13 protein-coding genes are annotated in these 17,259 nt (G+C 63.3%); 8 read left to right on the plus strand and 5 right to left on the minus strand.

What is annotated here, in order from left to right; all coding sequences use genetic code 11:
- Nucleotides 1-12: 12 nt before the first annotated feature.
- Entirely contained in the window at nucleotides 13-1,578 is a 1,566-nt protein-coding gene (locus GM79_RS17615; protein WP_035566576.1) for an OmpP1/FadL family transporter, read from the plus strand.
- 125 nt (nucleotides 1,579-1,703) lie between these two features.
- Here GM79_RS17615 and GM79_RS17620 read toward each other — a convergent pair whose 3' ends face one another.
- Complete coding sequence (locus tag GM79_RS17620) at nucleotides 1,704-2,732, minus strand: hypothetical protein (RefSeq protein ID WP_035566579.1); 1,029 nt, start codon at nucleotides 2,730-2,732, stop codon at nucleotides 1,704-1,706.
- 102 nt (nucleotides 2,733-2,834) lie between these two features.
- Between GM79_RS17620 and GM79_RS17625 the strand changes: the two genes are divergently transcribed.
- Nucleotides 2,835-5,063, plus strand: a complete 2,229-nt coding sequence (locus GM79_RS17625; protein WP_035566582.1) for a S9 family peptidase — start codon at nucleotides 2,835-2,837, stop codon at nucleotides 5,061-5,063.
- A gap of 159 nt (nucleotides 5,064-5,222) precedes the next feature.
- On the opposite strand, the gene GM79_RS23300 is transcribed toward GM79_RS17625, so the two are convergent.
- From GM79_RS23300 to GM79_RS17640, 3 genes are read right to left on the minus strand one after another with little or no spacing between them, the layout of a single operon-like run.
- Nucleotides 5,223-6,773, minus strand: a complete 1,551-nt coding sequence (locus GM79_RS23300) for a TPM domain-containing protein (protein WP_081867854.1) — start codon at nucleotides 6,771-6,773, stop codon at nucleotides 5,223-5,225.
- A 21-nt stretch (nucleotides 6,774-6,794) separates the two neighbouring features.
- Nucleotides 6,795-9,332 (minus strand): DUF4132 domain-containing protein, encoded by a 2,538-nt coding sequence (locus GM79_RS17635; RefSeq protein ID WP_161787212.1) that lies wholly within the window; start codon nucleotides 9,330-9,332, stop codon nucleotides 6,795-6,797.
- A gap of 51 nt (nucleotides 9,333-9,383) precedes the next feature.
- Nucleotides 9,384-9,776 carry a hypothetical protein gene (locus tag GM79_RS17640; protein ID WP_035566584.1) on the minus strand — a complete coding sequence of 131 codons (393 nt, stop codon included), beginning with the start codon at nucleotides 9,774-9,776 and terminating at the stop codon, nucleotides 9,384-9,386.
- A gap of 217 nt (nucleotides 9,777-9,993) precedes the next feature.
- On the opposite strand from GM79_RS17640, the gene GM79_RS17645 reads away from it, so the two are divergent.
- Complete coding sequence (locus GM79_RS17645; RefSeq protein ID WP_035566586.1) at nucleotides 9,994-10,941, plus strand: alpha/beta fold hydrolase; 948 nt, start codon at nucleotides 9,994-9,996, stop codon at nucleotides 10,939-10,941.
- Here GM79_RS17645 and prmC read toward each other — a convergent pair.
- Nucleotides 10,938-11,795, minus strand: coding sequence for a peptide chain release factor N(5)-glutamine methyltransferase (gene prmC, locus GM79_RS17650; protein ID WP_051719027.1), 858 nt, complete (start codon nucleotides 11,793-11,795; stop codon nucleotides 10,938-10,940). The two genes, GM79_RS17645 and prmC, sit on opposite strands and share 4 nt — an antisense overlap.
- Before the next feature lie 54 nt (nucleotides 11,796-11,849).
- Between prmC and ribD the strand changes: the two genes are divergently transcribed.
- The 5 genes from ribD to GM79_RS17675 form a co-directional block, all read left to right on the plus strand.
- A complete protein-coding gene (ribD, locus tag GM79_RS17655; RefSeq protein WP_035566588.1) occupies nucleotides 11,850-12,884 on the plus strand; it encodes a bifunctional diaminohydroxyphosphoribosylaminopyrimidine deaminase/5-amino-6-(5-phosphoribosylamino)uracil reductase RibD in 1,035 nt (344 codons plus the stop codon).
- 93 nt (nucleotides 12,885-12,977) lie between these two features.
- Nucleotides 12,978-13,460: a GAF domain-containing protein gene (locus GM79_RS17660; RefSeq protein ID WP_035566591.1), complete on the plus strand. Its 483-nt coding sequence runs from the start codon at nucleotides 12,978-12,980 to the stop codon at nucleotides 13,458-13,460.
- A gap of 94 nt (nucleotides 13,461-13,554) precedes the next feature.
- Nucleotides 13,555-14,238, plus strand: a complete 684-nt coding sequence (locus GM79_RS17665; RefSeq protein ID WP_035566593.1) for a hypothetical protein — start codon at nucleotides 13,555-13,557, stop codon at nucleotides 14,236-14,238.
- A gap of 267 nt (nucleotides 14,239-14,505) precedes the next feature.
- Nucleotides 14,506-15,684, plus strand: coding sequence for a glutathionylspermidine synthase family protein (locus GM79_RS17670; protein WP_051719028.1), 1,179 nt, complete (start codon nucleotides 14,506-14,508; stop codon nucleotides 15,682-15,684).
- Between the two features lie 134 nt (nucleotides 15,685-15,818).
- Nucleotides 15,819-17,259 (plus strand): IS4 family transposase (locus tag GM79_RS17675; RefSeq protein ID WP_035561561.1); only part of this gene is annotated, 1,441 nt, incomplete at its 3' end.

A 17,259-nucleotide genomic window follows, 5' to 3' on the forward strand; every position in this document is an offset into this window, starting at 1 on the left:
TCTTCCTACCCCATGAAAAAACGGACTATCTGGCTTAGCCTGGCCCTCGTAGCAGGGCAGGCGGGCCACGCCTTTGCCCAAGGCCCAATTGATGCGTTGCGCTATTCCCGCCTTCAGTTTGGTGGCCCTGCCCGCACGCTGGGCATAGCGGGAGCCAATGTGGCCCTCGGAGCCGATTTTGGCAACCTCACCAGCAACCCCGCCGGCCTAGGCATGTATCAGAAATCGGAGGTGCATTTCACGCCCGGCATCGGCTTTGGGCAGAGCAATAGCCGTATCGACGGCGGCACTTCGGCGGGGCAGGATGCTACGAAGAACAGCTTCCACATCGCCAGCGGCGGCCTGGTGTTTACCGTGCGGCGCCCCGACGATGACCAGACCACCAACTGGCGGGCCGGCTCGCTGGCCCTAGGCTTCACCCGGCTGGCAGATTTCAACACGGCTACCAGCTACCAAGGCACGATAAATAATAATCAGTCGTTTCTGACGCGCCTGCAGCCGCAAGCGGGCGCACAAGGGCAGGGCCTTTTCGATGACCTCGACAACCAGTTCAATCTGAACGAGTACGGGACGAACCTGGGCTTGGCCTATGGCGCTTACCTGGCCGATATTCGGACCGGGCGCAACGGACTCGACTCGGCAGTGGTGCTGCGGCAGCAGGGCAGCGTGCTGAACCAGGGCGAAACAGTTGTTAATTCGGGCTCGGTTTCTCAGTTTGACTTTGGGTACGGGGCCAGCTATCGCGACCGGCTCTACATCGGCGGTGCTATCGGCATTGTTAGCTCGAAGTATACCGAAGTGCGGGTGCTCACCGAATCCGATGACGACCCCAACACCTACTTCAACAGCCTGCGCAGCCGCTCGGAGCTAACGACCAGGGGCACCGGAATTAACGCGCGGATAGGGTTGATTTACCGCGCTGCCGACGCGGTGCGCCTGGGTGCTTCGATACAAACGCCCACTTACACCAGCCTGACCGACACGTACAACGAAAACCTGACCTCCGACTTCAGCAGCCAGGGCGCCGACCGGGTGCCGAGCGACCTGCCCGTGGGGGAAACCACGGTGAACTTCCCGGCCAACGATTATGCCTACACGCTCACATCGCCGTTTCGGGCCAATGGCGGCGTGGCCATTACGCTGGGCAAGTACGGCTTTGTGACGGGCGACGTAGAGTATTTGAACTACGGCCAGTCGCGCTTACGCAACGATTTAGAGGATGCCAACGGCGACGATTATTCCTTTACCGCCGAAAACAGCGACATCAGAGCCCGCTACCAAAGCGCTGTTAACGTGCGGGTGGGGGCCGAAGCGCGCGTCGACATCTTCCGGGCCCGGCTGGGCTTTGCCCGCTACGGCGACCCGTACAAGGAAAACGCTGGGATAGACCGCGCCCAGAACTTTTACACCGGCGGGCTGGGCATTCGTCAGGGCAACTTTTTCCTCGATTTCGTGGCCGTTTACACCACTTTCAACCAGGCGTATACGCCCTACTCGCTGGGCAACAACCTGCAACCCTACATCAAAGCCAATAACAACCGTTTCACCACCAGCGTAACTGCCGGCCTCACGTTTTAACGGCTGAGCCATCAGGACTTAGTTCCTGCGGCTAGTATATTGACTTGACAAACTGCAATAGCTGATGCCGCAAAAAAAGGCGACTCCATGGTGGAGTCGCCTTTTTTTGCGGCATCAGTACTGTCTTACTTCTGCACCCTGACCGAGCATTTGAGCACGGGTGAGGTTCCAAGAATGACATCGGTAATGAGCAGCAGCCCGGTTTTTCCCTCAGTGGTGCGGAAGGCGATAACCTGGTCTTTGGCCAAGGTGCCCGTGCTGAGGCCATCGGGCGCGGCCGTAAAGAGTTGGCCGTTGTTGTAAGCCCCCTCAAAGGCTTCCGTGGTAGCGGCCGCGTTGAATGCTGCGGGGGGCAGGCTGGTTTGGCGCACCTCGGTGCGGCGCCGGCTGGGCCATTTGGCCGTGGTTAAGAGCGGTGTTTGCCCGGAATGTGCCGGGGCTTCGAGCGTGATGCTGGCATTGCGCACCGTGGCTATCAAATCCACGAGCTGCTGGTTGGGCTGCACGGTGGCTTCGTTGTTGAGCACGGCGTACTTGGGCAGCAGCAGGCCATAGCTGAGGTTGAGGAATACGCGGGCCCGCTCGCGCAGTGTATCGAAGGCCAGCGTGGTGCGGGGCCGGGGCCGTATCACGAGGCTGTAGTTGTGGAATACGGCGGCCGAGTCGGGCTTGCGCACGGTGAGGCGGTAGGCCCGCGAGGCGCTTTCGCCGTTGACATCCGTGACGGTGTATTGCCAGAGCTCGGTGCCGGAAGTGGAACGCGCCGAAAACCGGTTCTCGAACAAATACTCGCCGCCCCGGAAGAACGGCGTATTGGTGGTCGTATTGACGCGTTGAATGGGGGTGATGAGCGAGTCGAGGTAGACGATGGTTTGCGAGGCCGGGGCGTCGCCGGGCCGGAAGCTGGAGAGCGGCAGCGGGTAGCGAAACGGCTCGGGGCCGGGCTCGTAGGTGACGGTGATGCGCAAACGCCGCAGGAGGTTGTCGTTGCCCACGGCGTACGCGCGGGTCGAGAGCGTGTCGTTGGCCGCTACCGTGCGGTTGCTGGAGGTGAGCGTGGTGTTGCCCACGAAGTCGAGCCGAACCGGCCTGTCGACTTTGGCACAGGCGCCCAGCAAGACGGGCAGTAAGAGCAGCAGAAGGCGAAAATGCATAGTACAAAGGTAGCGGGAGCCACGGCCCGCGACGGTGCTGCGGCTGGTTCTTACCTTTAACGCTCTGTTCCCTCCCTTATTTCGCTCACGCTTCCTCAATTTATGCGTTTTCGCTTTTTTGCGCTGGCCGCGCTACTGGCCGCCAACGGTCCGGCTCTGGTACCGGGCTTCACTCCCACCCTCGTGCAGGCGCAGCAAAAGCTGCCGCTGACGCTGGAAGACATCTGGGCCAAGCCCACCTTCCGCTCGGCCAGCGTGCCGGGCTTCAACTGGATGAACGATGGCCGCTACTACTCGGCGCTGGAAAGCGGCAGCCTCGTGCAGCACGAAGTAACGACCGGCAAGGCCCTGGCCACGCTGGTAGCCGCCGCCGATTTGCAACTGGCCGGCGCTGCCAAGCCGCTGGATGTGGACGGCTACAGCTTCAACTCGAACGAGCAGAAAATCCTGTTCACGACCGAAACCGAGCCCATTTACCGGCGCAGCGCCCAGGCCACCTACTACGTATTTGACCGGGCCAGCAAGAAGCTGACGCCGTTGAGCGCGGGCGGCAAGCAGGGCTACGCCACGTTTTCGCCCGATGGCCAGCGCGTGGCTTTTACCCGCGACAACAACGTGTTTGTGACCGACCTGGCCACGATGACGGAAACCGCCGTGACCAGCAACGGGGTAAAAAACAACCTCATCAACGGCTCGACCGATTGGGTGTACGAGGAGGAATTTGGCTTTGCCCAGGGCTTTTTCTGGTCGCCCGACAGCAAGCAGATTGCTTTCTATACCTTCGACGAAAGCCAGGTGCCGGAGTACGACATGCAGCAGTGGGGTGCGCTCTACCCCAAGGAATACCGCTTCAAATACCCCAAGGCCGGCGAAAAAAACTCCATAGTGAGTGTGAGTAGCTACGATGTGGCCAGCGCCCGCACCACCAAAATGGACGTGGGCCCCGAGCCCGACCAGTACATCCCGCGCGTGATGTGGACGCAAGTGCCCAACCTGCTCAGCATTCAGCGCCTGAACCGCCTGCAGAACAAGCTGGAAATTTTGCACGCCGATACCCGCACCGGGAAATCCGAGGTGGTGCTGACCGACACGAACCCAGCCTACGTGGAAATCAACGACGATTTGAACTACCTGGCCGGCGGCAAGCAGTTTGTATTCACCAGCGAAAAAGACGGCTACCAGCACCTCTACCTGCACGACATGGACGGGCGGCAGGTGCGGCAGCTTACCAAAGGCGATTGGGAAATCAGCCAAATTAACGGCTTCGACCCCAAAACCGGCTTCCTGTACTTCACCAGCACCGAGGGCTCGGCCCTGCAGCGCCACCTCTACCGCGTCAACCTGAAGGGCGGGGGCAAAAAGCGCATCAGCGAGGCCGGCAACGGCATTGATGTGGTGAACATGAGCCCCGACACCAAATACTTCCTCAACGTGCACTCATCGGCCGGCGTGCCAGCGGTTACCAGCCTGCGCGAAGGCGCCACCGGTAAGCTGGTGAAAACGCTGGAAGAGAACACCAAGCTCAAGCAAACCCTGACGCAGTACGACCTGGGCAAGCTGGAATTCTTCACCTTCAAAACGTCCGAAGGCGTGGACCTGAACGCCTGGATGATAAAGCCCGCCAACTTCGACCCCGCCAAAAAATACCCCGTGCTGATGCACGTGTACGGCGGCCCCAGCTTCGGCAGCGGCAGCTCGCAAACCGTGCTCGACAACTACGGCGGCGCCAACTACCTCTGGCACCAGATGCTGGCCCAGCAGGGCTACATCGTGGTTTCGGTCGAAAACCGGGGCACCTCGGGCCGGGGTTCGGCCTTCCGCAAAGCCACGTATGCCAACCTGGGCAAGCTCGAAACCATCGACCAGGCCGAAGGTGCCAAATACCTCGGCAACCTGCCTTTCGTGGACAAGTCGCGCATCGGCATCTGGGGCTGGAGCTACGGCGGCTACATGACCTCGCTGGCCATGACCAAAAACGCCGACCTCTTCAAGATGGGCATCGCCGTGGCCCCGGTCACGAACTGGCGCTACTACGACACCGTGTACACGGAGCGCTACCTGAAAACGCCCCAGGAAAACCCCGCCGGCTACGACGAGAACTCGCCCGTGCAGTTCGCCCAGAACCTGAAAGGCAAGTTCCTGCTCGTGCACGGCACCGGCGACGACAACGTGCACTTCCAAAACTCCATCGCCCTGGTCGATGCGATGGTGAAGGCCAACAAGGACTTCCAGACGCTGTACTACCCCAACCGCAACCACGGCATCTCGGGCGGCAACACGCGCCTGCACCTCTACCGCCAGATGACGAATTTCGTAACCCAGAACTTGTAAGCTCTTTGCTTGAAATAGCTTCGTAAGCAAGAGCAAATAGTTAGAGCCAGAAAAGCACCAACCTCCCAGTTGGTGCTTTTCTGGCTCTAAAAACGTTATTCCGGAAGGTTCGCCAGTGTGCGAACCAGGCCAGCCTACAAACGATGGCAGTAGCCGGCCCTACCAGCTACTACCCGCCCCGCCCCCACCCGACGAGCCGCCGCTGCTGCTCGATGAGGACGACGACAAGGAGCTGCTGCCTCCCGACGAGCTGTCGCTGCTGGTAGCGATGCGCGGAATGGTGTACTTCTCCTTTATCTCGTGCTTGCAGGCCTGGCAGCGAAAGGTTTCCCAGCCCCAACCGGCGGAGGAAGTAGTGGCGGCTTTTGCCGTGTGGCGGTGCGTGGTTTCCAGGGTTTGGTAGTGGCAGGCGGGGCACTCCTGCATTGAGGTGCGGAGGTTGGGGTAGGCCAGTTCCAGCAGGTGGCTGGCGCGGCACTGCCACACGTCATAGTCCACGGATTCCACTTTTTCTTCGGCTTGCTGACCGGCTTTCAGGTGCGGTATTTCGGCGGTGGGGTCGAGGCGGCGCATGGGCTGGCCGCAGGTGGGGCAGGTGTAGGCAGCATCGCGCAGCAGGGCCAGGCGGCGACGGTGCCAGGGCCAGTACCAACTCAGCCCCAACGGAAACAGCCAGGCCGTGAACCCCAGATTGTGGTGAATTTTGGCCAATGTCTGGTACTGCTCGTGCCGGCTCCGGGCCTGCCACTCGGGCTGCCGGGTGCGGGCGTACCGCCACAGAAAATAGCCGTGCGCCAACAGCAGCGGCACCAGGTACAGCAGCACCAGCCACGACTGGAACGACAAAGCAAGCAGCCCGAAAACGACACCTGCTACAACTATTTTCCCGAGTCGAAGGGACCGTTTCTCGCCCTTCGACGTTGCTAAAACCAGGCCCGCTACCAGGCTCAGCCCGGCTGCCAAGCCCAGCGGCCAGCCCCAGCGGCTCCCCGACGCATCGGTCTGCCGCGCCGCTTCGGCCTCCCCGGCAGCGTAAGTGGCGCGGTTGGTTTCCGCGTCGTAGCCCTGGCTCGGCGGCGACCCTGGTTCTTCGTCCGGCCGGCTCACGCGCTCCAGAAGCCGGGCATCAGCACTATTATTCAGGCTGTCGATGCGTTGGTCGAGGGTGAGCGGCGCGGTGCCCCCGAGCTTACGGATAAGGGCTGCCACCCCCGCCAGCACGGCCGCATCGAGGCGACCGGCCCGCATTTCGGGCACCATGTACTCCTGCTGAATGCGGTAGCAGATGATGTCGGGCAGGTCGGCTTCCAGGCCGTAACCGGTTTCAAATTCGATGCGGCGCTGGTCCATCACCAGCAGCATCAGCAGGCCGTTACTCTTCGTTTTGTCCCCGATTTTCCACTGATTGAATAGTGCGGTGGCCGCCGTTTTGGGCACTTCTCCCCCAATGCTCGTCACCAGCACCACGTCGATGTGCGCCCGGCCGCTGTGGTCGAGGCTGTCGAGGCGGGCGTTGAGGTCGTCGGCCGTGCCGGGTTGCAGCAGTGCATCGGGGTCGCTCACGTAGCGCTCGCCCAACGTTTTCGGGTCAGGAATGGCCGTCAGGTAGTTGGCCGCGGTGATACGCGCAGCGGGCTGCTCAGGCTCGCAACCCACCAGCAGCGCAAGGGCCAGTAACCAGAGAAACCGAACAGGGCGAGTTATCGGCATAAGAAAGAACCACTTACAGGGCTACAGCTGGCGCAAAATTGTGGTATCCGTAATCTTGTCGTCTTCCATCAGCAGTTGGGCTTTGCTGAGGATGATGGACAGCACCGCGTCGCCCTCAAAAGGCAGAAATACGCTGCTGGCACCCATCGTTTTGGCCGAGCGGTCGGGCACGATGCACAGGTACTGGTCGTTGGGCTCCATCAAAATATTGCCCGAGCCAAGGTGGATTTTGTAGACGTGCCGGTGGCCCTTCACCACCAGAAAATTACCCTTAATTTCGCTCACTTTCCCAATTTTGAGGCGCGGCACCAGGCGCTCCAGGGCCAGCTTGCGGGTTTTGGCCACTTCGCTGAGGTCGCCGAAACTGTAGCTTTCCCAGTAGTTGCGGAACTGGGCCAGGCCGCCGTTGTCGCACCACTGCGGGTCGTTGCCCACGCTGGCCACGCCCACGAATAAGTCTACGTCGCGCATCACCTCCGAGAAAGCCAGCGGCGGCACCTCGGGCAGCGGCACCGGCGCGTCGGCCCGCGTGAAGCGTATCTGGTCGGTGCTCACGTAGTTATAGATGCCCGTGTCGTTCCACTCGCCATCGGCATACACCTCGCTCACCCAGAACTCAGCCGTGAGGCCGGCGGCGGGCAGCGGCAGGCTCGCAATTTCCGAATCGTAGCCCTTGTCGTAGGCTCCCAGCAGCCGGTAGCGCCAGCCCCGCAGCTTAGCTAAGCTATTGAACTGGTGCTGCTTAAGAATGTGCGCCGCCATGCGGTTGCTGTAGCTATTGGTGCGCTCCTCGGGCGGCGTGAGCAGGTACACCTCCCGAAACGCCTGCTTGAGCGGCTGCCGCAACTGCCGGTTTTCCAACAGCCCGCGCCAGGCCAGCACTTCGGCGGCCGGGGCCAGCACGGGGTGCCACAGATGGAGCTGCGTGTCGGCGGTGGGCGCGGGCACGGGCTGGCCGTGGGCATCCTGCCAGGCATCATCCTGATAAATAGCGTCCTGCACAGAACCATCGGGCCGGTACAGCCGCCAGATGAGCGGGCGAGCCAGCAAACTCATCAGCCCGTGGTTGAAGTAATACTGCGCAAACCAGGGCCACGGTATCCGGCGCTCGTCCACGAAGCTGCGGTCGAGTCGGTCGCGCTGGGCGGTGTAGGTTTGCTGGGCCTGGGTCTGAGCGGCTTTCAGCTCCTTGAGCTCGGCGGCGTGGGTGGCTTTGAGGGCAGCGGGGGCGCTTTTGAGGTGCTTGTCGCCTTTCTGCCACTGCACGTCGGCCTTGCCACCGGCCAGGGTGAGCGTGGCGGTGTACTCGCCAAACTCCTCAACCAGCCGGCCGTGTTCCAGCCCAAAATCCGGCGCGGCCATGTCCTCAATCTCGGCCGGACTCACGCCCAGCTTCACCGATTCCTGGGCGATGTACTTGGCAATCAGCTCCTGGGTATTAGTTTGGCGAATTTTGCCGCGCACCCGCGCCAGGGCTGCCACGCCGGGCAGCCCGTTTTGCGAGAGCGCCAGCAGGCAGGCATTGCCCAGCCCCGCCGCCAGCGGCCCCTTCCCCGGAATCTTGCGGAAGCACTTGGCGGCCAAAGCTGTAAAAAGCCCCAACATATTTGTGTTGCCCAGCGACTGCAGCGTCCAGATGAGGCCTTTGGCCACGGTGGCATTGGCTTCAGCCAAGAAATCCCAGGTCGAGTAATTGTACGTGGTGCCATCACGATACTCATGCACATGCGGCCGCTCCGTTACCGGAGTGTCGGCCAGCAGCTGTAGCCACGCCGCCCCCTGCACCCGCACGGCCTCCGGGCCGACTGCGGCAGTAGCAGCATCCAGTTCCTTGCGCAACTTGGCGGTGGGTTGGCCCGCGGTGGCTTTCGGCCAGAGCTGAAGCAGGCCCAGCCAGGCGGCGGTGCGCGGGGCGGAGCGGTCGAGGCCAGTCACGAATTCGGTAAGGGCTTGGCCCAGCGGGTCGCCCTCGGCAAAAACTACGATTGGCAGGGCATCATCACCGGCCGCCTGCGCCAGGATTTCCTGGCTTTTGAGGTGGGCTTTGAGCAAGTCGCCGGTTTGGGCGGCGGTACGGTCGCGCAGCTCGTGCAAAAATGCTAGCATCTGCTCGCCCAGCGGCTCGCGCCTGGCCAGCTTGACTACTTGATTGAGCATCAGCAGCACAGGGTAAGGATACAAGTTGAGGGCACCTTTCTGTGGCTTTGAGAAATCCAAGCCAACGTCGTTAAACAGCCGCAGATAATCCCCCTGCGTGAGGCTGAGGGTGGTTCGCACGAGAGCAGTCAGCACTTCTGCCAACACCCAGCGAATACGGTAGTTGTCTTGTGCTGCTTGCTTTATAGCCGCTGCCAGGGCCAGCACCAGCCGGCTTTGGTAGGCCACGTCCTGCGCGCGAATGGCCTGATAAGCGGGCAGCTCGTTGAGTTTGGTGCTGTAGGTTTTGGCGAGGAGCTGGGGCAGTAGTTCAGTCAGGACAGGCCGCATTTCCACCGCTTCAGCGCTGGGGTCGGCCAGGATGGCGGGGCGAAAGGTTTCTTCTTTGGGCGTAGCGGACATAGCGGCGGCGGGGCTAAAAAAGTCGCGGATTTGGTCGAGTAGTCCCATTTCTCAGCCGCCCACCAGCGGCGTCAGCTTCAAAAAGCTGGCCGTGACGCCCTCGCCCAGCCACACTTCTTCGGCCAGGCTTTCGACCTGCCGGTCGTTGACGAGGATGAAAAAGCCGTTCTGCTGGAACGCCTCCAGGGCGCGGTACACCTGCTGCTCGGCATCAATCAGCTTACTGGGCCGCAGCTGGTAGCCGTTGAGCACCCGCTCCGATTCGGTGGGCTGAATGAGGCCCTGGAATACACCGGTCTGACGCTCGTTGTAGGCCGCCACTTCGTCGTGCACGCGCCGGGCAATCAGCTCGCCCACGGTGAGCATTTCCTGGTTGATTTCCAGCTCCAGACGGTGCAGGATGCTGCCGCTGGCATTTTCGTCGAGAATGGTAAGTACGGGCATGAGCTGGCTTTGGAAAAATGCGAACGGATTTCCAGTGCAAGTAACTCAGTCGTTATCAAAGAAGATGCAGCGCGGCGCACGCTGTTTCCCCGCAGCGCGGACTTTCCGGGAAGTCATGCGGACTGCTCATCCCCATTATGCCGCAATTCAGCAACTGGTTTCTACACTTGGGTAACAGCAGTTTTCGCCGGGTGATGCCGAAACCCACTTTTGGACCATGAAAACATTCCACCTCCTCCGCCAGGCTTTGTTGCCGATTCTCGTTTTGCTGCTGGCCCACAGCTTCGCTGCCGCGCAGTCCCTCTCCAACGGCACACCCGCCGTTACCACCTCCGACGGGGTGCGGCTGTACGTGCGGGTGGCGGGCGAGGGCCGGCCCTGCGTGTTTGTACACGGCGGGCCGGGTGCGGGCGCGGCCGTGCAGGAAACCCTGGCCGGTCCCCTGTTGGAGCAGCACTTCCAGATGATTTACCTTGACCAGCGCGGCAGCGGGCGCTCAGCCAGCGCGCCGGACGGCGCCTACGGCCTGCCCCGCCTGGTACAGGATTTGGAGGAGCTGCGCCAACAGCTGCACCTCGATAAGTGGGTGCTCCTATCGCACTCCTTCGGCGGCCTCATCGCCACGGCTTACGCCCGGCAGTATCCGCAGCACACCCTGGGCCTGGTGCTCAGCAACAGCATTCTGAACCTGCCGGCCTCGATGGAAAGCCTGGCTACCAACGGCTACGCCCTACTGCCCGCCGCCACCCGCCCCCCGCTGGACCCCACCGCGCCCCTGCCCCAGCGCTTCGGCATGGTGATGGCGCTGCTCAACCAGCAACACCTGATGGACCGGCTGATGTACACCTCCGACTCAACGGCCGCACGAGTGGCCCGCGAGATGCGCCGCCAGCCCGCCACCAACCACGATTTTGCCGCCTCCCTCTACCGCCCCGGCGTCATTGATGGCTACCTCGAAGATTTTACCGCCGCTACGCCTGGGCTCAAAATGCCCGTGCTGGTGCTACCCGGCCAGGCCGATGCCGTGACCGGCCCGCAGCACGAGGGTTTCCGGTTTGCTAAGCAGCAAGTAGTGGTGCTACCCGGCCGCCACAACGGGCTGCTCGAAAACCAGCCGGCAATAGGCGCGGCCCTGACGCGCTTCGTACGCCAGTTGCCCCGCTAGCACCGCACGGCCCGCACCATGCGCGGCTTCCCAAACATATCGGGCACTACCCGGACTTCGGTAAAATCCGGGGCCTGAAGCAAGGCCGCCGTTTCGGGTCCCAGGGCTTCGTTGATTTCGAGGTAGATGCCGCCGCCCGGTTTCAGCAGCGTGCGCCCTACTTCGGCCAGGCGGCGGTAGAAGAGCAGCGGGTCGTGGTCGGGCACAAACAGAGCGGTGGCGGGCTCCCAGGCCAGTACGTTTTCGCGCATCAGCGGCCGCTCGCTTTCGCGCACGTAGGGCGGGTTGCTCACCAGCACGTCGAGCGTACCGGGCGCGAAACCGACCGGCAGCCCGGTCAGAATATCAACCTGCTCGAAGGCAACACCCGGCGCGAAACGGGCCGCGTTGCGCCGGGCCACGGCCAGGGCTTCGGCCGAAATATCCACGGCCAGCACTTGCGCGGCGGGCAGCAGCCGGGCCAGCGCCAGGGCCAAACAACCGGAACCGGTGCCCACATCCAGCACCCGCAAGCCGGTCCGGCCCGCCTGCTCCCGTTCAATCAGTTGCACCAGTTCCTCAGTTTCGGGGCGCGGAATGAGGGTGGCGGACGTTACTTCCAGCTCCATGTCGGCGAAGTGGGCGCGGCCCAGCACGTACTGCACGGGCTCGTGGGCCAGCAGCCGGGCTTGCAGGAGCGGCAGCGCGGCCAGAGCGGCAGCGGGCGCCGGCTGCCCGGCGGCCATCAGGCGTTGCAGGGAGTCCAGGCCCAGCAGGTGCTCGGCTACCAGAGCAGCAATGGCGGCGGCTTCAGGGGCGGGGTAGGCTGCTTCAAGCGCCAGGGCGAGGTCGGTAGTAAGCTGGCGGATGGTCATCGGGCCAAAGGTAAAGCCGGAGCCGGGCCGGGGCCCGCACGCTACCTTCGCCCCATGAATTCAGAAGATGCCCTTTTCATGCGCCGCGCCCTGGATTTGGCGCAGCTCGGCACTGGCTACGCCCGTCCCAACCCGCTGGTGGGCTGCGTGGTGACGCACCAGGGGCGCATTATTGGCGAGGGCTGGCACCAGCAGCACGGCGGCCCCCATGCCGAAGTGCACGCGCTGGAAGCCGTAGAGAACCAGGCGCTGCTGCCCGAAAGCCGCGTGTACGTGACGCTGGAGCCCTGCGCCCACCACGGCAAAACCCCGCCCTGCGCCGACCTGCTCATTGCTAAAGGTGTGCGCGAGGTGGTTATCTGCAACGAGGACCCGTTTCCGTTGGTGGCGGGCCGCGGCATCGAGAAGCTGCGCGCGGCTGGCATCAAAGTAGAAACCGGCGTACTGGCCGAGGAAGGCCGCTGGCTCAACCGCCGCTTTTTCACTTTTCACGAGAAAAAGCGGCCGTATCTGGTGCTGAAATGGGCCGAAACAGCCGACGGCTTTCTGGCCGGGCGCTATTTCCAGCAGGTGCAAATCAGCGGTCCGCAGGCGGGCTTGCTCACCCACAAGTGGCGGGCCGAGGAGCAGGGCATTTTGGTGGGCACCCGCACGGCCCTGCACGACAACCCGCGCCTGAGCGTGCGCGACTGGCCCGGCCCCCAGCCCACGCGCCTCGTCATCGACAAAAACCTGAGTTTGCCGCCCACGCACCATTTGCTCGACGGCTCGCAGCCCACGCTCATCTACACCTACCGGGAAGCCCGGCAAGCCACCAAATTCGACCTCGTTACCCTGTCCGAAGCCGACGACCTCATTCCTCAAGTGCTGGCCGACCTGTACGCGCGGCAGGTGCAGTCGGTGCTGGTGGAAGGCGGCCCCACGGTCCTTAACGCGCTGATACACGCCGGGCTGTGGGATGAAATCCGGGTGTTTCGGGCGCCCCTGCGGCTGGGCCAGGGCATTGCGGCGCCGCGCCTCGGCCTCACAGCTTTGCGTGAGCGGCGGAACGTTGGGCCGGATGAGTTGTTCTGGTACGTAAACGAATAATTTCCATAGTTGTCGGTTGTTAGTTATCAGTTGTCAGAGACTTACCGATAACTGATAACTAACAACCGACAACTACCAACTGACAACTAAATCATGGCCGAAAACCTCACCCTCGATACCACGCTCACCAAAGCGGAGCAATACCGCCAACTGCTCCCCCAAATCGAAGCCCTGACGACCGGCGAGCCCGACCAAACGGCCAACCTGGCCAATACGGCCGCCGCGCTGCGCCAGGCGTTTGGGTTTTTCTGGGTCGGATTCTATCTGGTGAAGGGCGACGAGCTGGTGCTGGGGCCGTTTCAAGGGCCCATTGCCTGCACGCGCATCCGGCACGGCAAAGGCGTGTGCGGCGCTAGCTGGGCCCAGGCCCAAACACTGCTGGTACCCGACGTGGAAGAATTCCCCGGCCACATTGCCTGTAGCTCGGATTCCAAATCAGAAATAGTGGTGCCTGTACTAAAAGATGGCCAAGTGGTGGCCGTGCTGGACGTGGACAGCGACCAGCTCAACGACTTCGACCACGACGACCAGGCCGCGCTGGAGCAGCTCATGCAGCTGGCCTCGCATTGGTTTTAGAAGCAAATAGGGTTTGCTGGTTGTCAGTTGTCGGTCAGCAATAGCGTAATCACCAACAACCAGCAACCGACAGCCCGCAACTAAACTACTTCCCATGAAAAAGCATTTTCATCCCCTCGGCAACTGGCGCCGCAACGTGCTGCTCCTCACCGCCGCCAGCAGCTTTGGCCTGCTGCTGCCCGCCTGCTCCAGCGACAGCAGCGACAGCCAAAGCAGCGGCAACGGCGCCGAAGCCGGCTGGGGCGGCGAAACCTACAGCCAGGGCGTCATCACGGAAATGACCGAAATAAAACCCGGCGAGTGGAAAATCACGGCCGAGCGGCCGGCGGGCAAAGAAGAAGTGGCCGCCGTGCTGCGCCATTTCGACGGCAAAGTAGACACCCTGCAAGGCCAGGCCTTGCAGGGCAAAATGCAGGAATACAGCCGTGCCAACCCTGAAAACCGCGCCAACGGCACCGGCATGATGGATATTCTGATGTGGAGCAGCATCGGCTACATGGCGGGCCGCTTCCTCACCCCGAACACGGGCGCCTATGGCAACTCCGGCATCCTCCAGCGCAACCAGGGCTGGCGCGCCAACGTGGCCCGCGAGCGCCAGACCGGCCGGGGTTTCTTCGGCCGGGGCTTTAGCGGCGCCGGCACCTCGGCCAACGCCGGCATCTCGGAAAGCCGCTCCACGGCGCGCACGGCCCCGCGTCCCGGCATCCGGAGCAGCGCGCCATCGGGACGCAGCAGCCGCTTCGGCAGCCGCGGCGGCTCGCGGGGTTTTGGCGGGTGATTTTTTCATTTAACAATTACAAGACTTACGCCCTCAGCCGCTGGCGCGCGTCTCCGACGCGGTGCCCACTGGCTTGGCGTTTCCAAACGCCGCCGTTCGCACCGTCTGGTCTCGTTGGCCCCGCGCGTCGGAGACGCGGAACCAGTAGGCCACGCGTCGGAGACGCGCGCCAGCAACTCAGTGCGTAAGTCCTAAATTATCAATTACCATTTAACACCCTTCATCCGCTCTTCAAGCAACCCCTCAAACTAACAGCCTGATTGTCAAATGAAAATCAACCTACTGCCCCTATCCGGCGATGTTTCGCCTGCCGTGCGCGCGTTGGGCTGGGACTGGGCCATTGAAGAAGCCTGCCAGAACTACGTGGCCCGTGAAGCCGTGCAACTTCCCGAGACCGAGGCTGAAATACTGCTACAGGCGGCCGATACGCTCTACGATATGCTGGTGGAATCCATTCCGGACCCGATGCCGGATGCGTTTTTGCAGCAGCTGGCCATCCCCACCAACCTGTGGGAAGCCGTGCGCCACTCCTGGAACGACGAGCGGCATTGGCACCTCTACGGCCGCTTCGACCTGGCCATGACCCCGGACGGCCCCAAGCTATTGGAGTTCAACGCCGACACCGCCACCAGTCTGCCCGAAACCAGCGTGGTGCAGTGGGCCAGCCTCGTGGCCGCCGGCCAGACCGACGAAGACCGCCAGGCCAACGGCTTGTTCGAATGCCTCGAAGACCAGTTCCGCCACTGGCGCACCCTCAATATTGACCGGCAGGCCACGCTACTGCTGGTGCACCTGCCCGACAGCGCCGAAGACGAGGCCAACTGCGCCGTGCTGGCCGAGGCCGCCCAAGCCGCCGGCTTTGCCGATTTCCACATCTGCGCCGTCGATGAAATGAAGGTATCGGTGGCTGGCGAAGACCGGGGCGTCTGGGCCGAAACTGCCCCGGACCAGTGGCAGAAATTCGATTTCCTGTTCAAGCTTGTGCCTTGGGAGATTCTGGCCGCAGAAGAGCCGGAGCTTACCGCCGACCTCACCCACCTGCAGCTCACGCGCGACGTGGTAACGGCCAACCCGGCCTACACCCTCCTTTTCCAGAGCAAAGCCCTGCTCGCGCACCTGTGGAGCCAGTTTCCGCACCACCCGCTGCTGCTCGAATCCAGCTTGCGCACCATGCCCGGCCACCACATTCGCAAGCCGGTATTGGGGCGAGAGGGCCAAAACGTGGCCGAAATTCAGCCCGATGGCCACACCAGCACCGAAGTGCCGGGCGACTTTGCCCAGCAGCCCCAGCTCTACCAACGCTGGGCCGAACTGCCCACCGACGCGCAGGGCCGGCGGTACCAGGCCGGCGTTTTCTGGGCCGGCGAAGCCTGCGCCATCGGCTTCCGCCGCGAGGCTGGGCTCATCACCAACCTGTCGGAATTTGTGCCGCACGTATTGGTATAGCCTACTTGGTTAGCACACAGAAAAGCCCGGCTGCATCGATGCAGCTTGTCCTTACCCACATCTTTGAAAAGCGCCGGCCAACAGGTCGGCGCTTTTTTGTGGGTTCTTGCGGGGCCGGCTTAGTAGCTTGCGAGATGAGTATTTCGACGCATTTCTGCGACCCGCAGCTGTGGGCGCAGACGCATTTTGGGGGCACGGTGTTGGGCGATGCCCGCCGCAGCCGACGGGTGGTGCAGTTGGCCGCCGGTTGGGCCCGGCAGCCGGGGGCCACCATTCCGCAGTTGGGGACCGGCCAGGCGGGGGCCAGTAAAGCGGCGTATCGCTTGCTGGGCGGTGCAAGGGCCACGCCCGAGGCGCTGCAGGGGGCGCATCAGGCCGTGGTTCGCCAAGCGCTACAGGAGCCGGGCACCTACCTGCTGGTCGAAGACACGAGCGAACTGAGCTGGCCCGAAGCCGACGAGCGCCGGCCCGGCCTGGGGCCGGTCGGGCCGGGCAAGGCCACGAGCCAGGGCGTACTGCTGCACTCGTTGGTGGCCGCCGGCTGGCCGGTGCAGGACCCCGACCCGGCCGCCAAACGGCCCGCCCTGCCGCTGCTGGGCCTGTTGGACCAGCAGTTTCACGTCCGTCAACCGGTGCCGGAGGCCGAAAAAGACCATCTCCACGGCGGCTCGCGCCTGCGCCAGGGCCGGGTCCGCGAATCGGCGCTCTGGTCCCGGAGCTTGCGCAACGTGGGCAGCCCGCCACCGGACGCGCGCTGGGTGGTGGTGGCCGACCGCGGGGCCGACATCTACGAGCACCTGCAGCAGTGCCGGGCCCAGGGCCTGGGCTTCGTGGTGCGCGCCGCCCAGGACCGGGCCCTGGTGGCCGGCGCCGACAAAGCGCCCGCCGGGCGGCTCTTCGCCGTGGCGCGGGCCCAGCCCTCGGCGGGCCAGTTGACCCTGGCCTTGCGTGGCCGGCCGGGCCAGCCGGCCCGCGAAGTGCTGCTCCAGGTCAGTTTCAGCCCCCCGCTGGCCCTGCGTGCGCCCCAGCGACCGGGCGCGGCGACGGGCAAAGGGGACCCGGTTCCCTGCGCCCTGGTACGGGTCTGGGAAGCCGCCCAAGTCGGGGACACAGGCCCGGCCACGCCCGCCCTGGAATGGCTGCTGCTCTGCGACCAACCCATCACGGATTTTGCCCAGGCCCACGCCTGCGCCCGGCAGTACGTGAGCCGCTGGCTCATCGAGGACTTTCACAAAGCCCTGAAAACGGGCCTGGGGGCCGAAAAGCTCCAGCTCCAAACCGCTGACCGTCTTTTTGCCGCCGTCGCCCTGCTCAGCGTGGTCGCATTGGCGCTAGTGGATATGCGCGAAAAAAGTCGCCTCCAACCCGACTTGCCGGCGACGGCAGCGGGGCTGGAAGCGACTTTTTTACAGGTCCTCACGCTGCGCAGTTCACGACCCGTGCAGACTGTGCGCGACGTGTATTATGCCTTGGCTGGCCTGGGCGGCCACCTGGGCCGCAAAGGCGACGGACCACCTGGCTGGCAAACCCTCTGGCGCGGCCTGATGAGCCTGCGCTTACTCGTCGAAGGCGTCC

It is taken from the genome of Hymenobacter sp. IS2118, assembly GCF_000715495.1.
GTDB lineage: Bacteria > Bacteroidota > Bacteroidia > Cytophagales > Hymenobacteraceae > Hymenobacter.

What these genes read in the sequence shown, in the direction of transcription:
- GM79_RS17670 (WP_051719028.1), top strand. Translation starts at nt 14,506, where the DNA reads ATGAAAATCAACCTACTGCCCCTATCCGGCGATGTTTCGCCTGCCGTG.
- ribD (WP_035566588.1), top strand. Translation starts at nt 11,850, where the DNA reads ATGAATTCAGAAGATGCCCTTTTCATGCGCCGCGCCCTGGATTTGGCG.
- GM79_RS17625 (WP_035566582.1), top strand. Translation starts at nt 2,835, where the DNA reads ATGCGTTTTCGCTTTTTTGCGCTGGCCGCGCTACTGGCCGCCAACGGT.
- GM79_RS17645 (WP_035566586.1), top strand. Translation starts at nt 9,994, where the DNA reads ATGAAAACATTCCACCTCCTCCGCCAGGCTTTGTTGCCGATTCTCGTT.
- GM79_RS23300 (WP_081867854.1), bottom strand. Translation starts at nt 6,773, where the DNA reads ATGCCGATAACTCGCCCTGTTCGGTTTCTCTGGTTACTGGCCCTTGCG.
- GM79_RS17615 (WP_035566576.1), top strand. Translation starts at nt 13, where the DNA reads ATGAAAAAACGGACTATCTGGCTTAGCCTGGCCCTCGTAGCAGGGCAG.
- GM79_RS17620 (WP_035566579.1), bottom strand. Translation starts at nt 2,732, where the DNA reads ATGCATTTTCGCCTTCTGCTGCTCTTACTGCCCGTCTTGCTGGGCGCC.
- GM79_RS17660 (WP_035566591.1), top strand. Translation starts at nt 12,978, where the DNA reads ATGGCCGAAAACCTCACCCTCGATACCACGCTCACCAAAGCGGAGCAA.
- GM79_RS17640 (WP_035566584.1), bottom strand. Translation starts at nt 9,776, where the DNA reads ATGCCCGTACTTACCATTCTCGACGAAAATGCCAGCGGCAGCATCCTG.
- prmC (WP_051719027.1), bottom strand. Translation starts at nt 11,795, where the DNA reads ATGACCATCCGCCAGCTTACTACCGACCTCGCCCTGGCGCTTGAAGCA.
- GM79_RS17665 (WP_035566593.1), top strand. Translation starts at nt 13,555, where the DNA reads ATGAAAAAGCATTTTCATCCCCTCGGCAACTGGCGCCGCAACGTGCTG.
- GM79_RS17635 (WP_161787212.1), bottom strand. Translation starts at nt 9,332, where the DNA reads ATGTCCGCTACGCCCAAAGAAGAAACCTTTCGCCCCGCCATCCTGGCC.